General features: G+C 69.8%; 19 protein-coding genes. 5 read left to right on the top strand and 14 right to left on the bottom strand.

Features of this window, described 5'->3' with window-relative positions; all coding sequences use genetic code 11:
* Positions 1-1,827, bottom strand: coding sequence for a proteasome ATPase (arc, locus tag LI92_RS07920; RefSeq protein ID WP_046317845.1), 1,827 nt, complete (start codon positions 1,825-1,827; stop codon positions 1-3).
* A 166-nt stretch (positions 1,828-1,993) separates the two neighbouring features.
* Here arc and LI92_RS07915 point away from each other — a divergent pair, with 166 nt between their 5' ends.
* The 3 genes from LI92_RS07915 to LI92_RS07905 are packed head-to-tail and all read left to right on the top strand — an operon-like array spanning position 1,994 to position 3,329.
* Entirely contained in the window at positions 1,994-2,488 is a 495-nt protein-coding gene (locus tag LI92_RS07915; RefSeq protein ID WP_046317804.1) for an MTB12 family secreted protein, read from the top strand.
* Positions 2,489-2,499: 11 nt separating this feature from the next.
* A complete protein-coding gene (gene lppK, locus LI92_RS07910) occupies positions 2,500-3,033 on the top strand; it encodes a lipoprotein LppK (protein ID WP_046317801.1) in 534 nt (177 codons plus the stop codon).
* A 2-nt stretch (positions 3,034-3,035) separates the two neighbouring features.
* A complete protein-coding gene (locus tag LI92_RS07905; RefSeq protein ID WP_046317799.1) occupies positions 3,036-3,329 on the top strand; it encodes a DUF503 domain-containing protein in 294 nt (97 codons plus the stop codon).
* A gap of 13 nt (positions 3,330-3,342) precedes the next feature.
* Here the strand turns inward: LI92_RS07905 and LI92_RS07900 are convergent, their stop codons facing one another.
* Positions 3,343-4,179: a tRNA (adenine-N1)-methyltransferase gene (locus LI92_RS07900; RefSeq protein ID WP_046317797.1), complete on the bottom strand. Its 837-nt coding sequence runs from the start codon at positions 4,177-4,179 to the stop codon at positions 3,343-3,345.
* A 64-nt stretch (positions 4,180-4,243) separates the two neighbouring features.
* Here LI92_RS07900 and LI92_RS07895 point away from each other — a divergent pair, with 64 nt between their 5' ends.
* A complete protein-coding gene (locus tag LI92_RS07895; RefSeq protein ID WP_046317796.1) occupies positions 4,244-5,053 on the top strand; it encodes a RecB family exonuclease in 810 nt (269 codons plus the stop codon).
* Positions 5,054-5,122: 69 nt separating this feature from the next.
* Here the strand turns inward: LI92_RS07895 and LI92_RS07890 are convergent, their stop codons facing one another.
* From LI92_RS07890 to metH, 5 genes are all read right to left on the bottom strand, one after another.
* Complete coding sequence (locus LI92_RS07890) at positions 5,123-5,605, bottom strand: DUF4126 family protein (RefSeq protein WP_046317843.1); 483 nt, start codon at positions 5,603-5,605, stop codon at positions 5,123-5,125.
* 71 nt (positions 5,606-5,676) lie between these two features.
* A complete protein-coding gene (gene hisG / locus LI92_RS07885) occupies positions 5,677-6,537 on the bottom strand; it encodes an ATP phosphoribosyltransferase (protein WP_046317794.1) in 861 nt (286 codons plus the stop codon).
* Between the two features lie 2 nt (positions 6,538-6,539).
* The gene (locus tag LI92_RS07880) at positions 6,540-6,821 is read right to left on the bottom strand and encodes a phosphoribosyl-ATP diphosphatase (RefSeq protein WP_046317792.1); all 282 of its coding nucleotides are present in this window, start codon (positions 6,819-6,821) and stop codon (positions 6,540-6,542) included.
* Positions 6,822-6,827: 6 nt separating this feature from the next.
* On the bottom strand, positions 6,828-7,538 hold the full coding sequence (locus LI92_RS07875; protein WP_502691413.1) for an HAD family hydrolase: 711 nt from the start codon (positions 7,536-7,538) through the stop codon (positions 6,828-6,830).
* A 31-nt stretch (positions 7,539-7,569) separates the two neighbouring features.
* Complete coding sequence (gene metH / locus LI92_RS07870) at positions 7,570-11,304, bottom strand: methionine synthase (protein WP_046317790.1); 3,735 nt, start codon at positions 11,302-11,304, stop codon at positions 7,570-7,572.
* 206 nt (positions 11,305-11,510) lie between these two features.
* On the opposite strand from metH, the gene LI92_RS07865 reads away from it, so the two are divergent.
* Complete coding sequence (locus LI92_RS07865; protein WP_046317788.1) at positions 11,511-12,377, top strand: PAC2 family protein; 867 nt, start codon at positions 11,511-11,513, stop codon at positions 12,375-12,377.
* Between the two features lie 4 nt (positions 12,378-12,381).
* On the opposite strand, the gene LI92_RS07860 is transcribed toward LI92_RS07865, so the two are convergent.
* From LI92_RS07860 to LI92_RS07830, 7 genes are all read right to left on the bottom strand, one after another.
* Positions 12,382-13,260: an SDR family oxidoreductase gene (locus LI92_RS07860; RefSeq protein ID WP_046317786.1), complete on the bottom strand. Its 879-nt coding sequence runs from the start codon at positions 13,258-13,260 to the stop codon at positions 12,382-12,384.
* A gap of 39 nt (positions 13,261-13,299) precedes the next feature.
* A complete protein-coding gene (mshC, locus tag LI92_RS07855) occupies positions 13,300-14,535 on the bottom strand; it encodes a cysteine--1-D-myo-inosityl 2-amino-2-deoxy-alpha-D-glucopyranoside ligase (RefSeq protein WP_046317839.1) in 1,236 nt (411 codons plus the stop codon).
* A 114-nt stretch (positions 14,536-14,649) separates the two neighbouring features.
* Positions 14,650-15,435, bottom strand: coding sequence for a 3'(2'),5'-bisphosphate nucleotidase CysQ (locus LI92_RS07850; RefSeq protein WP_082109615.1), 786 nt, complete (start codon positions 15,433-15,435; stop codon positions 14,650-14,652).
* Between the two features lie 70 nt (positions 15,436-15,505).
* The gene (locus LI92_RS07845) at positions 15,506-16,327 is read right to left on the bottom strand and encodes an SCO1664 family protein (RefSeq protein ID WP_046317780.1); all 822 of its coding nucleotides are present in this window, start codon (positions 16,325-16,327) and stop codon (positions 15,506-15,508) included.
* Positions 16,311-16,904 (bottom strand): DUF3090 domain-containing protein, encoded by a 594-nt coding sequence (locus tag LI92_RS07840; RefSeq protein ID WP_046317778.1) that lies wholly within the window; start codon positions 16,902-16,904, stop codon positions 16,311-16,313. Before LI92_RS07840 ends, LI92_RS07845 begins: the two co-directional genes overlap by 17 nt.
* A gap of 51 nt (positions 16,905-16,955) precedes the next feature.
* The gene (locus tag LI92_RS07835; RefSeq protein ID WP_046317776.1) at positions 16,956-17,642 is read right to left on the bottom strand and encodes a histidine phosphatase family protein; all 687 of its coding nucleotides are present in this window, start codon (positions 17,640-17,642) and stop codon (positions 16,956-16,958) included.
* The coding region (locus tag LI92_RS07830; RefSeq protein ID WP_286134930.1) for an undecaprenyl-diphosphate phosphatase at positions 17,639-18,187 on the bottom strand (549 nt) is incomplete at its 5' end. The genes LI92_RS07830 and LI92_RS07835, both read right to left, overlap by 4 nt.

Below are 18,187 nucleotides of genomic sequence, written 5' to 3'. Positions count from 1 at the left end.
CTACAGGTACTGGCCCAGGTTGGACTCGGTGTCGATCGCCCGGCTGGCGCTGGAGCTCTTGCCGGTGACCAGGGTGCGGATGTAGACGATCCGCTCCCCCTTCTTGCCCGAGATCCGCGCCCAGTCATCGGGATTGGTGGTGTTGGGCAGGTCCTCGTTCTCGGCGAACTCATCGACGATCGAGTCCAGCAGGTGCTGGATGCGCAGACCGGGCTGACCGGTCTCCAGCACCGACTTGATGGCGTTCTTCTTGGCCCGGTCCACGACGTTCTGGATCATGGCCCCGGAGTTGAAGTCCTTGAAGTACATGACCTCTTTGTCACCGTTGGCGTAGGTGACCTCCAGGAACCGGTTGTCGTCGATCTCGGCGTACATCCGGTCGACGACCTTCTCGATCATCGCCTTGATGCAGGCCCCGCGGTCCCCGCCGAACTCGGCGAGATCATCGGCGTGCACCGGCAGGGTCTCGACCAGGTACTTCGAGAAGATGTCTTGCGCAGCTTCGGCATCCGGGCGCTCGATCTTGATCTTCACGTCGAGGCGGCCGGGTCGCAGGATCGCCGGGTCGATCATGTCCTCACGGTTGGAGGCGCCGATCACGATGACGTTCTCCAGCCCCTCCACGCCGTCGATCTCGCTGAGCAGCTGCGGCACCACGGTGGTCTCCACGTCCGAGGAGACACCGGTGCCGCGGGTGCGGAAGATCGAGTCCATCTCGTCGAAGAACACGATGACCGGCGTGCCCTCCGAGGCCTTCTCGCGGGCCCGCTGGAAGATCAGCCGGATGTGGCGTTCGGTCTCGCCGACGAACTTGTTCAGCAGCTCAGGGCCTTTGATGTTGAGGAAGTACGACTTCGCCTCGTGGGCGTCGTCGCCGCGCACCTCGGCCATCTTCTTGGCCAGCGAGTTGGCCACCGCCTTGGCGATCAGCGTCTTACCGCAGCCGGGCGGCCCGTAGAGCAGCACCCCTTTGGGCGGGCGCAGCGCGTACTCGCGGTAGAGATCCTTGTGCAGGAACGGCAGTTCCACCGCGTCGCGGATCTGCTCGATCTGGCGCGTCAGCCCACCGATGTCGCCGTAGCTGACATCGGGAACCTCTTCGAGCACAAGATCTTCGACCTCGGCCTTGGGAATGCGCTCGAAGGCGTAGCCGGCTTTGGTGTCCACCAGCAGCGAGTCGCCGGGGCGCAGCTTGCGGGGGCGCCGATCATCGGAGAGCCCATCGGGGTTGCTGTCCGGAAGATCCGCGGCCACCAGGGGTTCGGCGAGCCAGACGATGCGCTCCTCGTCGGCGTGGCCGACAACCAGTGCGCGGTGCCCGTCGGAGAGGATTTCGCGCAGCGTGGATATTTCGCCGACTGACTCGAAATTCCCGGCCTCGACGACGGTCAGCGCTTCGTTGAGCCGGACCGTCTGGCCCTTCTTCAACGTCGTCAGGTCGATGTTGGGCGAGATGTTCAGCCGCATCCGCCGGCCCGAGGTGAACACGTCGACGGTGTCGTCGTCGTGGCTGCCCAGCAGCACGCCGTAGCCGCTGGGCGGCTGGCCGAGCCGGTCGACCTCCTCGCGCAGCGCCAACAGCTGCTGACGCGCTTCCTTGAGGGTGTCCATCAGCTTGCTGTTTCGCGTGGTCAGGGCGTCGATGTGCGCTTCGAGCTGACGGACGTCGCGGCCCACGCGGGCGGTGTCCCGCGGCGAGCTCTCGACCTGTGCGCGCAGCATCGCGGCCTCACGGCGGAGCTCTTCCAACTCGGCGAAGTCGTCGCCCGCTGTGCCCGGTCCCCCGGGCGCGTCGAAGGCCTCCGGCCGCGGCGACTCTTCTCCCATGTTGCTCATGGTGCGCTCCTTTCCCGAACTGGAAGTTGAAGCGACGGGTACCTCAACGCTACCGGCCATTGTGCATTCGCGGGGCCAGCGGCAATCCGACACTCCGTCTGCGCTGCTAGCCTCGCTCTCAAATCGGGTGATCAAGAACGGCGGAGAAAGGATCCCAGTGACGACGAAATCCCTAGCCACACGTCTGGCGGCGATCGCAGCGATCGGCGCGGCGGCCGCGGCTGTGAACTCTCTGGCAACACCGGCACCGGTCGCCGCGCAGGCCCCGACGACGGTGTTCTTCGCCCCGTTGCCGCTGGACCCGGCGGTCGCGGCGCCCGAAGCCGAGCAGCTGGCCGGGGTGCTCAACACACTGGCCGACCCCAACCTGCCCGCCGCCGGAAAGTCGCATCTGGTCGAGGGCGGCCTGGGCGGACCGGAGTCGGCGATTCTGGACCGCCGGCTCAAGAAGGCCGCGCAGAACGGCGCCCTGCCGCTGTCGATCAGTGTGGCCAATGTCGCACCGGCGGGCCCGGGCGCGGCCAGTGCCGACGTCACCGCGTCGTCGCCGAAGCTGGAGCCGCACACGGTCAATCTGACCTTCGTCGACCAGGGCGGCTGGAAGCTGTCCCGGGCGTCGCTGCTGTCGCTGTCCCAGCTGACGTCGGGCTGATCGCAGGACTGATGCACCGGTACCGCCTCGCCAGCACCGCCGCGCTCGCGGCGGTGCTGGCGCTGGCGGGCTGCAGCCAGAAGCCGGGGCCGCAGCCCGGGGCCGAGCCTGCACCGGTGACGTCCACGACGGTGCCCACACCGGCAGCCGAGTCGGTGCTGCCGGCCCCCGAGGCCTTGACCGATGTGCTCTACCGGCTGGCGGACCCCGAGGTGCCCGGCACCGACAAGCTGTCGCTCGTCGAGGGCGCCAAACCCGCCGACGCCGAGACCATCGACAAGTTCGCCACCGTGCTCAGGGACGGCGGATATCTGCCGTTGAGCCTGCAGGCCGACGGCATCGGCTGGTCAGACCGCTCCCCGGGCCACGTGACCGCCGACGTCACCGTCGAAACGGCCCACCCCGACACCGGCAGGTTCTTCTTCCCCATGGAGTTCACCCCGAACCACGGTGACTGGCAGCTGTCGCAGGCCACCGCCAAATCCCTGTTGGCGTTCGGCAACGCCCGCACCGGCAGCACCGCGCCGGCGCCGCCGCCGCCCTGACGATGTGGATCGGCTGGCTGGAATTCGACCTGTTGCTCGGTGACGTGCGTTCGCTCAAGCAGAAGCGCTCGGTGGTGCGCCCCATAGTCGCGGAGTTACGCCGCAAGCTCGACGTGGCGGCGGCCGAGACGGGATCGCCGGATCTATACCGGCGCAGCGGAATCGGCGTGTCGGCGGTCTCCGGCGACCACGGCCACCTGGTGCAGATCCTGGACGCGGCCGAGCGGCTGGTGGCGGCCCGCCCGGAGATCGAGCTGCTCTCGGTGCGCCGCGGGCTGAGCCGCAGCGACGACTGACGGTCCCCGAACGCTACGGTCGTCCCCGCTTGCGCCCCAACCGAGTCGGGGTGACCGTGCCCGGTGCCAGTCGGCGAGCGCAGACCAGGAACGCGGTGTGACCGCGCATCGCGTGCTGCGGGCGCACCGCCAGACCGACCACGTTCCAGCCGCGCTGCATGGTCTCCCAGGACCGCGGCTCGGTCCAGCACTGCTGCTCGCGCAGCGCCTCGTTCACCTGGGAGAGCTGGGTGACGGTGGCGACGTAGATCACCAGCACCCCGCCGGGGATCAGCAGCCGCGCCACGGTGTCGAGGACCTCCCAGGGCGCCAGCATGTCCAGTACCACCCGATCGATCGAACCGTCGGGCAGGTCGGCGTCGGCCACGTCGCCCATCACCAGCTGCCAGTTGTCGGGCGGGCCCCCGAGGAAGGTCTCGACGTTGGCGCGGGCATGCACGGCATGGTCGTCGCGCAGCTCGTAGGAGATCACCCGGCCCGCCGGCCCGACCGCGCGCAGCAGCGACAGCGTCAGGGCTCCCGCCCCCGCCCCGGCTTCGAGCACCCGCGCGCCCGGGAAGATGTCGCCCTCGTGGATGATCTGCGCGGCATCCTTGGGGTAGATGACCTGGGCGCCGCGCGGCATCGACATCACGTAGTCGACCAGCAGCGGCCGCAGCACCAGGAACGCGTCGCCGTTGGCGGACTTGACCACGCTGCCGTCGGGCAACCCGATCACCGCGTCGTGGGGAATGGCCCCGCGATGGGTGTGGAAGTCGCCGCCGGGCACCAGCACGGTGGTGTAGCGCCGCCCCTTGGCGTCGGTGAACTGGGCCCGATCGCCCGCCTGAAAGATCCCGGATTCGGACACAGCCGTCCACCCTACGCAGCGTGTTCGCGGCGGGTTGTCGGCGCCTGCCCGTAGTCTCCCGGGTATGAGCAGGCCGGCACTGTCCCCGTCCCGGGCGGCCGACTTCAAGCAGTGTCCGCTGCTGTACCGCTTCCGGGCCATCGATCGGCTGCCGGAACCATCCTCGGCCGCCCAGCTGCGCGGCTCGGTGGTGCACGGCGCGCTGGAGCGCCTGTATGCCCTGCCGGCGGCCCAGCGCGGCCCCGAGACCGCCCAGGACCTGGTGGCGCCGGCCTGGGAACAGCTGCTCGACGCCGCGCCGGACTGCGCCGCCGGCCTCGATGCCGAGCAGCTCATGGCCGAGGCACGCAAGCTGCTCGCCGGCTACTACCGGCTGGAGGATCCCCGCCGCTTCGACCCGCAGAGCTGCGAGCAGCGGGTGGAGGTCGAGCTGGCCGACGGCACCCTGCTGCGCGGGTTCGTCGACCGCATCGACGTCGCGGCGACCGGCGAACTGCGGGTGGTCGACTACAAGACCGGTAGGGCTCCGGCGGCGGCAGAACGGCTCCCCTGCGCCGAGTCGAAGGCCCTGTTTCAGATGAAGTTCTATGCCGTGACGCTGTTGCGCTCCCGCGGCGTGCTGCCCGCACGGCTACGGCTGATCTACCTGGCCGACGGGCAACTGCTGGACTACGCGCCCGATCACGACGAGCTGCTGCGGTTCGAGAAGACCTTGGTCGCGATCTGGCGTGCCATCCAAACCGCCGGTGCCACCGGCGATTTCCGGCCACAGCCGTCCCGCCTGTGCGACTGGTGCGCACACCGTGCGCTGTGTCCGGCCTACGGCGGAACGCCACCGCCCTACCCCGGCTGGCCGGCGGACAGCGCGGCGTGAGCACGGCCGACTACGACGGATTCATCGGGACCTCGGCGCAGGCGTTGCCGGTGCAGCGGCGCTGACCGCTCAGACCACCGCGGTCAACGCGGCGATCGCGAAACCGCCCAGCACCGCAATGGCGTCCTCCGCCAATGCGATCGGCAGATCACGGCCGCCGTTGGCGGCAACCAGGCGCTGGCGGACCCGGAAACCGACCAGGGTGCCGATCACCGCACCGATGATGCCCGCACCGAGTGCCGTCCAGGTGTAGTTCCAGGCCGTGCCGAGCACCGCGCCGGCGAACCCACCGAGCACCAGTCGCGCGCCGAACTGCACGGGCACGGTGCGTGCCGGCGTGCTGGGCAGCTGGTCGGTGATGAGCTCACCGACCGCCAGCAGCGTCACGATGGTGACGGTCACCGGATGGGTCAGCCATTCGGCCCACGTCCCGTTCAGATTGATCCAGTGCAGGACGGCGGCCCAGGCCATGACGGCCGGCGCGGTGAAGGCCCGCAGCCCGGCGACGGCACCGATGAACAGCGCGAGCACCAGCACGATGAAATGCGTCACCACAGCCTCCCGGGCCAGTCGAGCCGACCACCGGACGCTAACACGGGTGGCGCGTCAGTTACCGGGACTGCTCAAAATCGGCAGAACCGGATATCCGAGGCCAGGATGGCTTTCGCTCCGATCGCGGCCAGCTCGTCCATGATCGCGTTGACCCCGCGCCGCGGCACCAGCGCGCGCACCGCCGCCCAGTCCGGGTCGGCGAGCGGGGCGATGGTGGGCGACTCCAGGCCCGGGGTGATCGCCGTGGCCTGGTCGAGCACCGCACGCGGACAGTCGTAGTCCAGCATCAGATACTGCTGCCCGAACACCACGCCCTGCACGCGGGCGGCCAACTGGTCGCGGGCTGCGGCGGTCTCGGCACTGCGGCCGTTGGCGGTCGCACCTTCGATCAACACCGCCTCGGAGTCGCACAGGGACTCACCGAAGGCCACCAGTCCGTGCTGACGCAGGGTGCGCCCAGAACCCACCACGTCGGCGATTGCGTCGGCCACGCCCAGCTGGATCGAGATCTCCACCGCGCCGTCGAGCCGGATGACGGTGGCCTCGATGCCCTTGCCGGCCAGATCCTTGCGGACCAGGTTCGGGTAGGCGGTGGCGATGCGCTTGCCGGCCAGGTCCTCGGGCACCCAGTCCCGCCCGGCGGGCGCGGCGTAGCGGAATCGCGAGGATCCGAATCCCAGCGCCAACCGCTCGGCCACCGGCGCTCCGGATTCGGCCGCCAGGTCGCGTCCGGTGATCCCGAAGTCCAGTTCGCCGGACCCGACGTAGATCGCGATGTCCTTGGGCCGCAGGAAGAAGAACTCGACCTTGTTGGCCGGGTCGATGACGGTCAGGTCCTTGGCGTCGGTGCGGCTGCGGTAGCCGGCCTCCGACAGCATTGCCGCAGCAGCCTCACTGAGCGCCCCCTTGTTGGGGACCGCGACACGCAACATGCTCACAGCTTCCCGTAGACGTCGGCCAGCGTCAGCCCACGCGAGATCATCAGCACCTGGGTCCAATACATCAGCTGGCTGATCTCCTCGGCCAGCGCGTCGTCGGACTCGTGCTCGGCGGCCAGCCACACCTCGCCGGCCTCCTCCAGGATCTTCTTGCCGATCGTGTGTACACCGGCGTCCAGGGCTGCCACGGTGGCGCTGCCGGCCGGGCGGGTGGCGGCGCGTTCGCCGAGCTCGGCGAACAGCTCCTCGAAGGTCTTCACGAGCAGCGATTGTTTCATGCGACCTCAGGAGGGGTCACGTGGGTTTCCGGCGGGGGCCGGTTGCGAGTCGGCCAGCCGGACGCAGATCCGGTGCAGGTCTGCCAGTCGCAGCCCACGCAGCGACGTCACCTGGTGGCGCCGGGCACTGCCCGGCACCGGTAGCGCATTGGGCACCACCAGCACCGGGCAACCCGCCGCCTCGGCCGCGGCGGCCCCCGTCGGCGAGTCCTCCACGGCCAGACACCAGCGCGGGTCCAGCTCCAGCAGCTGCGCGGCACGCAGGTAGGGGTCCGGCGCCGGCTTGCCCGCGGGCACCTCGTCGCCGCAGACCACGGCCGAGAAGTAGTGCCGGCCGATGCTGCCCAGCGCCCGCTCGGCCAGCATGCGCGGCGTGTTGGTCACCAGCGCCGTCGGCACCGCAGCGGCGGCCAGCGCCTCGAGCAGGTCCTGTGCGCCGTCGCACCAGGGCAGGCCCGCGTCGAACAGCTCTCCGGTGTAGTCGTGCAGCCAGCGCGCCGACGCCGCCATGGCTGCCGGGTCGGGCGGCAGGCCGAGGTCGTCGTAGACGATCCGCATGGTGTTCTGGGCGCAGCCACCGACCGTCGCGGCCCGGACGTCCGGCGTCAGGACCCCGCCGAGGCGGTCATAGAGCGCCTCCATGGCGACATCCCACAGCTTTTCGGAGTCGACAAGGGTGCCGTCCATGTCGCAGAGCACCGCGCGCAGCACTGTCATCGCAGAATCGTGTCCCCCGGCCCGGTAGGGCTCAGTCCTCCGGGTTGTAACCGAGGTTGGGCGCCAGCCAGCGCTCGGCCTCGGTCAGGGTCCAGCCTTTGCGCCTGGCGTAGTCGGCGACCTGGTCCTGGGCCAGCCGGCCCACCACGAAGTACTGCGACTGCGGGTGCGCGAAATACCAGCCGCTGACCGCGGCGCCGGGCCACATCGCCATCGACTCGGTCAGTTCGATGCCGGTGCGCGCCTGCACGTCCATCAGCTTCCACAGCGTCGCCTTCTCGGTGTGCTCCGGGCAGGCCGGGTAGCCGGGCGCGGGGCGGATGCCCTGGTACTTCTCGGCGATCAGCGCCTCGTTGTCCAGGTGCTCGCCGGGCACGAATCCCCAGAACTCCGTGCGAACCCGCTGGTGCATCCGCTCGGCGAACGCCTCCGCCAGCCGGTCGGCGATCGACTCCAGCAGGATGGCGCTGTAGTCGTCGAGGGCGGCTTTGAACTCCGCGATCTTCTCGCCGCTGCCCAGGCCCGCGGTGACGGCGAAGGCGCCCATGTAGTCCGCCAGCCCCGTTTCTTTGGGGGCGATGAAGTCGCCCAGCGACCGGTTCGGGACGCCCTGGCGGTGCTCGCCCTGCTGGCGCAGGTTGTGCAGCGTGGCCAGCACCTGGGTGCGGGTCTCGTCGGTGTAGAGCTCGATGTCTTCGCCCCCCGAGCCCACTGCGTTAGCGGGGAAGAACCCGATGACGCCGTTGGCCGTCAGCCAGTTCTCCGCGATCAGGGTGTCGAGCATCGCCTGCGCGTCGTCGTACAGCTTGCGGGCGGCCTCCCCGGAGACCGGGTTGTTGAGGATGTCGGGGTAGCGGCCCTTCATCTCCCAGGCGTTGAAGAACGGCTGCCAGTCGATGTACTGGCGCAGTTCGGCGAGGTCGTAGTTGTGGAACTCCCGCACCCCCAGCCCCTGGGCCGGCACCGGCGGCGTGTAGCCGTCCCATTCGATGGGCGTCCGGTTGGCGCGGGCCTTCTCCAGCGTCACCATCGGCCGCTCGTTCTTCTGGGCGTGCCGTTCCCGCAGGGACGCGTAGTCGGCCTCGGTGGCCTCCAGCAGCGCCGGCCGCTGCTTGTCGTCGAGCAGCGCGGCGGCGACCGGAACGGAACGCGAGGCATCTTTGACCCAGACCACCGGGCCGCTGCGGCGCGGCGAGATCTTGACGGCGGTGTGGGCCCGCGAGGTGGTCGCCCCGCCGATCAGCAGCGGGATCTGCAGGCCTTCGCGTTCCATCTCCACGGCGAAGTTGACCATCTCGTCCAGCGACGGGGTGATCAGGCCGGACAGGCCGATGATGTCGGCGTCGTGTTCGGCCGCCGCCGCCAGGATCTTCTCGGCGGGCACCATCACACCGAGGTCGACGACGGTGTAGTTGTTGCACTGCAACACAACTCCGACGATGTTCTTGCCGATGTCGTGGACGTCGCCCTTCACCGTCGCCATCACGATGGTGCCGTTGGTGTTGTCCGCCTCTCCGGGCTGCTTCTCCGCCTCGATGTAGGGCAGCAGGTAGGCCACGGCCTTCTTCATCACCCGCGCCGACTTGACCACCTGGGGCAGGAACATCTTGCCCGCGCCGAACAGGTCGCCGACGACGTTCATGCCGTCCATCAGCGGACCCTCGATCACCTCGATCGGTCGCCCGCCCGCGGCGGCGATCTCGGCCCGCAGCTCCTCGGTGTCGTCGTCGACGTGCGCGTCGATGCCCTTGACCAGGGCGTGGGTGATCCGCTCGCGGACCGGAAGGCTGCGCCACTCCGCGGCGGCGGGATCTTCGGCCTTCTCGGAGGTGTTGAACCGTTCGGCGATCTCCAGCAGCCGCTCGGCGGCATCGGCGCGACGGTTGAGCACCACATCCTCGATCCGCTCCCGCAGTTCGGGGTCGATCGAGTCGTAGGGCACCAGCGCACCGGCGTTGACGATGCCCATGTCCAGGCCGGCCTTGATGGCGTGGAACAGGAACACCGCGTGGATCGCCTCACGGACCGGGTTGTTGCCCCGGAAGGAGAACGAGACGTTGGAGATGCCGCCGGAGATGTGCACGCCGGGCAGGTTCTCCTTGATCCAGGCGCAGGCCTCGATGAAGTCGATCCCGTAGGTCGCGTGCTCCTCGATGCCGGTCGCCAGCGCGAAGCAGTTCGGGTCGAAGATGATGTCCTCGGCCGGGAAGCCGACCTGCTCGGTCAGGACCCGGTAGGCGCGCCCGCAGATCTCCTTGCGGCGCTCCAGGTTGTCGGCCTGGCCCTGCTCGTCGAAGGCCATCACGACGACGGCGGCGCCGTACTTGCGGCACAGCCGCGCCTCGCGGATGAACTTCTCCTCGCCCTCCTTCATGGAGATCGAGTTGACGATCGGCTTGCCCTGCACGTTCTTCAGGCCCGCCTCGATGACCTCCCACTTGGAGGAGTCGATCATCACCGGAACGCGGCTGATGTCCGGCTCGGCCGCGATCAGCTTGGTGAAGCGGTCCATCGCGGCGACGCCGTCGATCATGCCCTCGTCCATATTGATGTCGATGACCTGCGCACCGACCTCGACCTGCTGCAGCGCGACCGACAGCGCGGTGTCGTAGTCCCCGGCCTTGATCAGGTTGCGGAACCGGGCGGAACCGGTGATGTTGGTGCGTTCACCGATGTTGACGAACAGGGAGTCGTCGGTGATGTTCAGCGGTTCCAGGCCGGCCAACCGGGTGGCCACCTCGATCGTGGGCACCTCGCGCGGCGCTTTGCCCTCGACCACCTCGGCGATGGCGGCGATGTGCGGCGGCGCCGTGCCGCAGCAGCCCCCCACGATGTTGACCAGACCGGCGTCGGCGAAGTCGGCGATGTAGCCGGCTTGGCGCTCCGGGGACTCGTCGTACTCGCCGAAGGCGTTGGGCAGCCCGGCATTCGGATAGCAGGACACGAACGTGTCGGCGATCCGCGACAGCTCGGCGATGTAGGGCCGCATCTCGGGGGCGCCCAGGGCGCAGTTGAGACCGATCGCGATCGGTTTGGCGTGCCGGATCGAGTTCCAGAACGCCTCGGTGACCTGACCGGACAACGTGCGCCCGGAGGCATCGGTGATGGTGCCGGAGATGATGACCGGCCAGCGGCGTCCACGGTCCTCGAACAGCGTCTCGACGGCGAACACCGCCGCCTTGGCGTTCAGCGAATCGAAGATCGTCTCGATGATGAGAATGTCGGCGCCGCCGTCGACCAGGCCGTTGGCGGCTTCGAGGTACGCGGCGACCAGTTGGTCGTAGGACACGTTGCGGGCACCGGGGTCGTTGACGTCCGGGGAGATGGACGCGGTCCGCGTCGTCGGCCCGATGGCACCGGCCACGTAGCGGGGCTTGTCCGGGGTGCTGAACTCGTCGGCCGCCTTGCGGGCCAGCGCGGCGCCGGCGTAGTTCAGTTCGTACGCCAGATCCACCATGTCGTAGTCGGCGAGCGAGACCGCGTTCGCGTTGAACGTGTTGGTCTCCAGGATGTCGGCGCCCGCCTCGAGGTACTCGCGGTGGATGCCCTCGATGATCTGCGGCTGCGTCAGCGTGAGCAGGTCGTTGTTGCCCTGCAGGGCGGTCGGCCACTCGGTGAACCGGTCGCCGCGGTAGCCCGCCTCGTCCGGGCGGTCCCGCTGAATCGCCGTGCCCATCGCACCGTCGATCACCATGATCCGCCGGCGCAGGGTGGCGCTCAGCTCGTCGGTGCAGTCCGGGCGGATGTTGGGCTCAAAGGCAGTCACGCGGGCTCCTTCCTTGGCGGAAGGCGTCCTTAACTCTGCCGAGCGTGGCGGCTGCCGGCAGATAACCGGCGAACCGTTGCAACGCCTCTCGACGCCCGAAAGTCTACGTGGTCACGCGGGTGCGGGGACAAAGGGTCCGACCAACGCGCCGACGCGGCCGGTAGCAGTACAAGCGTTGTGCCAAGCGCACGTCGTAGGCTGATTCCGTGACCCGACGCGACGACGGCACCGTTCTTCCCGAACTGCACGACACCATCGTGGTGGCGGCGTTCGAGGGCTGGAATGACGCCGGCGACGCCGCCAGCGACGCCGTCCAGCATCTCCAGGAGATCTGGGGCGCGCGGCTGATCGTCGAGATCGACGACGAGGACTACTACGACTACCAGGTGAATCGACCGGTGATCCGCCAACTCGACGGCGTCACCCGCGAGCTGGTGTGGCCCTCGATGCGGATCTCGCACTGCCGGCCCCCGGGCAGCGACCGCGACATCGTGCTGATGCACGGCGTCGAGCCCAACATGCGCTGGCGGTCGTTCTGCGCGGAGCTGCTCGGGATCATCGACCAACTCGACGTGGACACCGTGGTGATCCTGGGGGCGTTGCTGGCCGACACTCCGCACACCCGCCCGGTGCCGGTGTCCGGGGCGGCGTATTCGGCCGAGTCGGCCGCCCGGTTCGGGCTGACCGAGACCCGCTACGAGGGGCCGACCGGCATCACCGGGGTGTTCCAGGACGCCTGCGTGGCCGCCGGGATTCCCGCGGTCACCTTCTGGGCGGCGGTGCCGCATTACGTGTCCCAGCCGCCCAACCCCAAAGCCACCGTCGCCCTACTGCGCCGGGTGGAGGACGCCCTGGACGTGGAGGTTCCGCTGGGCGACCTGCCGGCCCAGGCCGAGGAGTGGGAACGGGCGGTCAGCGAAATGGCCAGCGAGGACGACGAGATCGCCGACTATGTGATCGCGCTGGAAGAGCGCGGCGACGCCGAGGTCGACATGACCGAGGCGCTGAGCAAGGTGGACGGCGACGCGCTGGCCGCCGAGTTCGAGAAGTATCTGCGGCGCCGGCGGCGCTGAGCGGCTACTTCTCCTTCTCGATCGCCTCGTTGTAGGCACTGGTGGAGCGGCCCAGCGCGGCGACTTCGGCGTCCATCCGCGGCACGATGGTGGCGGCACCCTTGATGAACGGGCCTTCCACCGCGCGCAGAGTCAACACCGGCTTGAGCCAGCGGAACAGCCCCACCCAGCGCGGGCAGTAGACGCGGCGACGACGGCCCTCGATGCCGGCGACGAAGGCGTCGACACACTTCTCGACCGAGGTGGTCTTGTTCAGCGGCCACGGCAGCTTGGTCAGCATCTCACCGAAGGCCCCCAGATCGGTCTTGGTGTCGCGCACCAGGGGCGTGTCGATCCAGGACATATGCGCCGAACCGACCTCCACGCCCTGAGGGGCGACCTCCTGGCGCAGCGCGCTGGCGAAGTGCTCGACCCCGGCTTTGGCCACATCGTAGGAGGCCATCCCGGCCAGTGGAGTGAACGCCGCCAGCGAGGACACCACCAGTACGTAGCCGCGCCGCTCGATCACCGACGGCAGGGCGGCCCGCACGGTGTTGAACACCCCCAGCACGTCGACGTCGATAACCCGCTTGAACGTCTCGGGGTCCACATTCAGCACGGATCCGTAGCTGGCGATCCCGGCGTTGGCGACCACGGTGTCGATGCCGCCGAACCGCTGCACGGCTTGTTCGGTCACCGACTCCATGGCGCTCAGATCCCGCACGTCGGCGACCGCGGTCAGCACCCGCTCACCGAGGTCGTCGGCCAGCTTGGTCAGGGCGGTCTTATCCAGGTCGGTGACCACCACAGAGGCGCCCTTGGCGTGCAGCCGGCGGGCCAGCTGCTCGCCGATACCGTGCGCGCCGCCGGTGATGAACACGACCTGAGAGTGAATGGAAGGCATTCGCTCAACCTACTCCCGTAGCGGGCCTAAGTCGCGGGCCTAAAGGGATACTCCCAGTAGGGCGTCGACCGCGGTCGCCACCAGCCGCGGCGCCTCGGCGTCGTGCCCCCCGTACTCGAGCGCATCGGTGGTCCAGCCGTCCAGCGCGGCCAGTGCCGCGCCGGTGTTGAGGTCGTCGGCCAGGTAGCGGCGGACCCGTGCCACCACGTCCTGGCCGTCCGGACCGGCGGGCAGGCCGGTGGCGGCCCGCCAGCGCTCCAACCGGGCCTGCGCCGCGGCCAGGGTCTGCTCGTCCCAGAACCGGTCGCTGCGGTAGTGCTCGGCCAGCAGTCCCAGCCGGATTGCGGCGGGCTCGACGCCCTGGGCCCGCAACGTGGACACCAGCACCAGGTTGCCGCGGCTCTTGGACATCTTGTGCCCCTCCCAGCCGATCATCCCGGCGTGCACGTAGTGCCGGGCGAAACGGCGTTCCCCGGTGAGGGATTCGGCGTGGGCGGCGGAGAACTCGTGGTGCGGGAAGACCAGGTCGGAGCCGCCGCCCTGGATGTCGATTCCGGAGCCGATGCGGCTGAGCGCGATCGCCGCGCACTCCACATGCCAGCCCGGCCGGCCGGCTCCGAAAGACGCGGGCCAGCTGGGCTCGCCGGGCCGTGCGGCCCGCCACAGCAGCGCGTCGAGCGGGTCGGCCTTGCCGGCCCGGTCCGGGTCGCCGCCGCGCTCGGCGAACAGTTCCAGCATGGTGGCGCGGTCGAACCCGGATTCGTAGCCGAACTGCTCGGTGGCATCGGCGCGGAAGTAGATGTCGGGATACTCGCCGTCGACGGCGTAGGCCGTGCCGGCGGCCAGCATCTTCTCGACGGCCTCGACCACCTCGGCGATGGCCTCGGTGGCCGCCACGTAGTCGCGGGGCGGCAGTACCCGCAAAGCGGTCATGTCGGTGCGGAACAACTCCACCTGGCTGGCGGCCAGCGCCTCCCACGGCACCCCGTCGCGTTCGGCCCGCTCGAGCAGCGGGTCGTCGACGTCGGTGACGTTCTGCACGTAGTCGACCTGATGGCCGGCGTCGAGCCAGAGCCGGTGGATGAGGTCGAACACCAGGTAGGTGGCGGCATGACCCAGGTGCGTGGCGTCGTAGGGGGTGATGCCGCAGACGTACATGCCGGCCGTCGGGCCCGGCGACACCGGTCGCCCCTGCCGGTCGGCGGTGTCGTAGAGGCGCAGCGCCGGGCCGCGCCCGGGCAGGACTGGAACGGCCGGCGCGGACCACGATTGCATGCCCACGACTGTAAGGCCCGGCGGTTCAGCGAGGCTCGCCGGAGGCGAGGTGAAGCTGGAACCGCCGCATCAGCACCGCGGTTCAGCGAGGCTCGCCGGAGGCGAGGTGGGCCCCTAGAGCACCGTGCGCCGGATGGCGTCCAGCAGGATGGGCGCCACGTCGGGCCGGCACATGAGCAGGTCGGGCAGGTAGGGGTCGGGCCGGTTGTAGCGCAATGGCGACCCGTCGATGCGCGAGGCGTGCAGTCCCGCCGCCTGCACCACACCGGCCGGGGCGGCCGAATCCCATTCCCACTGCCCGCCGGCGTGCAGATAGGCGTCCACGTCGCCGCGCACCACGGCCATCGCCTTGGCGCCCGCCGACCCCATCAGCACCGGCTCGACGGGCAGCACCTCTCGCAGGAGCCGCACCAGCCCGGGCATCCGGGAGGCGCTGACGGCGATCCGAATGGTTGGGGCCGGTTCGGTGCGCGCCGCCGGGCCGGTGACGGTGTCGGAGCGGAAGACCACGTTGCTGCGGTTTTCATAGGCCGGCAGCGACACCGCGGCGTCGGTGATGGCCCCGTAGCCGTCGACTCCCCCGCGCTGCCACAGCGCGATGTGCACCGCCCAGTCGTCTCGGCCCGGGGTGGTGAACTCCCGGGTGCCGTCGAGCGGGTCGATGATCCAGACCCGGTCGGCCCGCAGCCGGGCCAGGGTGTCCGGGGATTCCTCGCTGAGCACCGCGTCGGTGGGACGCGCGTCGCGCAGCCTGCGGATGATCAGCTGGTTGGCCCGGCCGTCGCCGGTGTCGCCGAGGTGCCACGGCTGGGCGAACCCGACCTTGTCGCGCACCGCCAACAAGAGCTTTCCGGCCTCGACCGCCAGTTCGGCGGCCAGCGCCGCGTCGGTCAGCGTCACGTCTGGCAGTATCCCCGACGCCGGGCACGCCGGATTTCCGGACTACGGCTCGCGGGCGGCGGCTGCGGTGTCAAAACGCCGGCCAGGGTATGGGGCGGTGCCGGTTCGGGCCGGGCATCACCGGATGGTCCAGCAGGTCGGCGACGCGTCGGCGCAGCGCCGCATTCTCATCGGAGGTCAGGTGCGGTTGCAGCGCGCAGCCCAGCGGACCGTCCAACGCCACCAGCAGCCGCGCCAGGTCCGGCAGCGCCTCGTCGTCGAGGTCGGCCAGGGCCTTGCCCGCCCAACCCCACAGCACGGTCCGCAGCTTGTCGTCGGTGTGCAGGCTCACACCGTGGTCGACCCCGTAGACGCGGCCGTCGGTGCAGCACAGGACGTGGCCGCCCTTGCGGTCGGCGTTGTTGATCACCACGTCGAAGATGGCAAGTCGGCGCAGGCGGGCGTCGTCGGCATGCACCAGGGTGACCGGATCGCCGGCGGCACCGTAGGCCTGCAGCACCGGCAGGTAGCCGGCCGGGACGGGGCCGGCCGGTATGACGTCGACCAGCGCCGGCGGCGCGTCGTCGTCTTCGGCGGCGTCTCCGGGTTGATCAACCCATCGCTGCACCATGCCCGGTCCGGCCGGGCCGTCGCGAATGATCGTGTAGGGCACCAGTTCCCAGCCCAGCGCCGCCGAGATCAGGTGCGCGGCCAGCTCCCGGCCGGCCAGGGTGCCGTCGGGGAAGTCCCAGAGCGGCTGTTCGCCGGCGACCGGCTTGTAGACGCAGTGCACACGGTGCTCCCCCAGCGCCGCCTCACACAGGAACGTGGCGTTGCTCGCCGAGCGGATCCGGCCCAGGATCTCCAGCTCCCCGGAGTGCAACGCCTCCCGGTCGTCAGATTTCGGAGTCATCGGGCTCATCGTCGGGCCCGAAAGCACCCCGCCGATAGCCGTTGGTGCGCACGCACATATGGCCGGCCGGGTCCAGCGGCTCGTCGCACAGCGGACACGGCGGGCGGCCCGCCGAGATGACCCGGTTGGAGCGCGTGGCGAACTGGCGCGCGGACTCCGGGGTGAGGAACACCCGCACCGCATCCGGCCCCTCGTCGGTGTCGTCGAGCACCACCGAGGCGTCGAACTCGGCGTCGCTGACGGCGAGCAGTTCGACCACCACCGTCTGCGCCTCGGAATCCCAGCCCAGCCCCATGGTGCCGACCCGAAACTCGGCATCCACCGGCGTCACCAGCGGGTTCAAGTCGTCGATCTCGGTGGGCTCGGGCGGCACCGGCGTGCCGAATCGACGGTTGACCTCCAGCAGCAGCGCACCGATCCGCTCGGCGAGGACCGCGACCTGCTGCTTTTCCAGCACCACCGAGACCACCCGGTCGTCGTGAACCGCCTGCAGGTAGAAGGTGCGGTTTCCGGGCTGGCCGACGGTCCCGGCCACGAAGCGGTCGGGGGTGCGGAAGACGTGGATTGCTCGGGACATGGCACCTCCAAAATACCGGCAGTTGGGGCACCTGCCGGTATCCGGCTTGGACTAAGTGGTGGAGCCGCCGACGACGGCGTCGCTTTCGTGGCCGGCCGGGGCCGGGGAACTACGAACCGCGGCGGCCAACGACGCGCCCGTGTGGTTGAGATGGATGACGAACGGGCGCAACGGGGTGTAGCGGATGACGCTCGCCGACGCCGGGTCGGCGGTGATCCGCTGGAAACCGTCGAGATGCACGCCGAGCGCATCGGCGATGACGGCCTTGATGACGTCGCCGTGGGTGCACGCCACCCACAGCACGTCGGCGCCGTGCTGCTCGGCGAGCTGCCGGTCGTGGTCGCGGACCGCCGCGACGGCCCGGGCCTGCACCTGCGCCAGCCCTTCGCCCTCGGGGAAGATCGCCGCGCTGGGCTGGGCCTGAACCACCCGCCACAGCGGCTCGGCCACCAGCTCGCTGATCTTGCGCCCGGTCCAGGTTCCGTAGTCGACCTCGGCGAGCCGGTCGTCGACCAGCGGCTCGAGCCCGAGCGCAGCCGCCAGCGGTTCGACGGTGCTGCGGCACCGCAGCAGCGGCGAGCGCACCACCGCTTGGATCGGCAGGCCGTCGAACCGGCCGACGAGCTGCGCCGCCTGCTCCCGGCCCAGGTCGTCGAGATCGACGCCCTCGGAGCGCCCCGCGAGCACCCCGGAGGTGTTCGAGGTCGACCGGCCGTGCCGCAACAGGATCACGGTCATGACGAGGCCGCCAACACCCCGGTGGCCAGCAGGATCAGGATCGTCGTGCCGACGACGACCCGGTATCCGACGAACCAATACATGCTGTGCGTCACCAGGAATCTCAGGAACCAGGCGATGGCCGCCCAGCCCACCGCGAACGCGATCAGGGTGGCTATCAGAAGCTGCGGACCGCTGGCGCTCATGCCCGCACCCTGGGGTTGGAACGCATCCGGCAGCGAGAACAGTCCCGAGGCGAACACCGCCGGAATCGCCAGCAGGAACCCGAACCGGGCGGCCAGTTCCCGGTCCAGGCCGGCGAACAGTCCGGCACTGATGGTGGCCCCGGACCGCGACACCCCAGGCACCAGCGCCAGGGTCTGCGCCGAGCCCACCAGCACGGCGTCCCGCCAGGTCAGTTCCTTGGCGTGGCGGGCCTGGCGGCCGAGGTATTCGGCCGCGGCGATCACCGCCGAGAACACCACCAGCGCGGTGGCGGTGGTGCCCGGCTGCAGTTCGCCGGTCAGTTTGAGGCCGACTACCGGCGGGATCAGCATGCTCATGGG

Source organism: Mycobacterium sp. UM_Kg1 (genome assembly GCF_000972925.1).
GTDB classification, from domain to species: domain Bacteria; phylum Actinomycetota; class Actinomycetes; order Mycobacteriales; family Mycobacteriaceae; genus Mycobacterium; species Mycobacterium hiberniae.
This window is presented reverse-complemented; position numbering and strand designations above follow the sequence as displayed.

Excerpts from the sequence above, each read along its gene's own strand:
- LI92_RS07880 (WP_046317792.1), bottom strand. The coding sequence starts at position 6,821 with ATGAAACAATCGCTGCTCGTGAAGACCTTCGAGGAGCTGTTCGCCGAG.
- LI92_RS07875 (WP_502691413.1), bottom strand. The coding sequence starts at position 7,538 with ATGACAGTGCTGCGCGCGGTGCTCTGCGACATGGACGGCACCCTTGTC.
- LI92_RS07895 (WP_046317796.1), top strand. The coding sequence starts at position 4,244 with ATGAGCAGGCCGGCACTGTCCCCGTCCCGGGCGGCCGACTTCAAGCAG.
- mshC (WP_046317839.1), bottom strand. The coding sequence starts at position 14,535 with ATGCAATCGTGGTCCGCGCCGGCCGTTCCAGTCCTGCCCGGGCGCGGC.
- hisG (WP_046317794.1), bottom strand. The coding sequence starts at position 6,537 with ATGTTGCGTGTCGCGGTCCCCAACAAGGGGGCGCTCAGTGAGGCTGCT.
- LI92_RS07840 (WP_046317778.1), bottom strand. The coding sequence starts at position 16,904 with ATGTCCCGAGCAATCCACGTCTTCCGCACCCCCGACCGCTTCGTGGCC.
- LI92_RS07905 (WP_046317799.1), top strand. The coding sequence starts at position 3,036 with ATGTGGATCGGCTGGCTGGAATTCGACCTGTTGCTCGGTGACGTGCGT.
- lppK (WP_046317801.1), top strand. The coding sequence starts at position 2,500 with ATGCACCGGTACCGCCTCGCCAGCACCGCCGCGCTCGCGGCGGTGCTG.
- arc (WP_046317845.1), bottom strand. The coding sequence starts at position 1,827 with ATGGGAGAAGAGTCGCCGCGGCCGGAGGCCTTCGACGCGCCCGGGGGA.
- LI92_RS07845 (WP_046317780.1), bottom strand. The coding sequence starts at position 16,327 with ATGACTCCGAAATCTGACGACCGGGAGGCGTTGCACTCCGGGGAGCTG.
- LI92_RS07860 (WP_046317786.1), bottom strand. The coding sequence starts at position 13,260 with ATGCCTTCCATTCACTCTCAGGTCGTGTTCATCACCGGCGGCGCGCAC.
- LI92_RS07835 (WP_046317776.1), bottom strand. The coding sequence starts at position 17,642 with ATGACCGTGATCCTGTTGCGGCACGGCCGGTCGACCTCGAACACCTCC.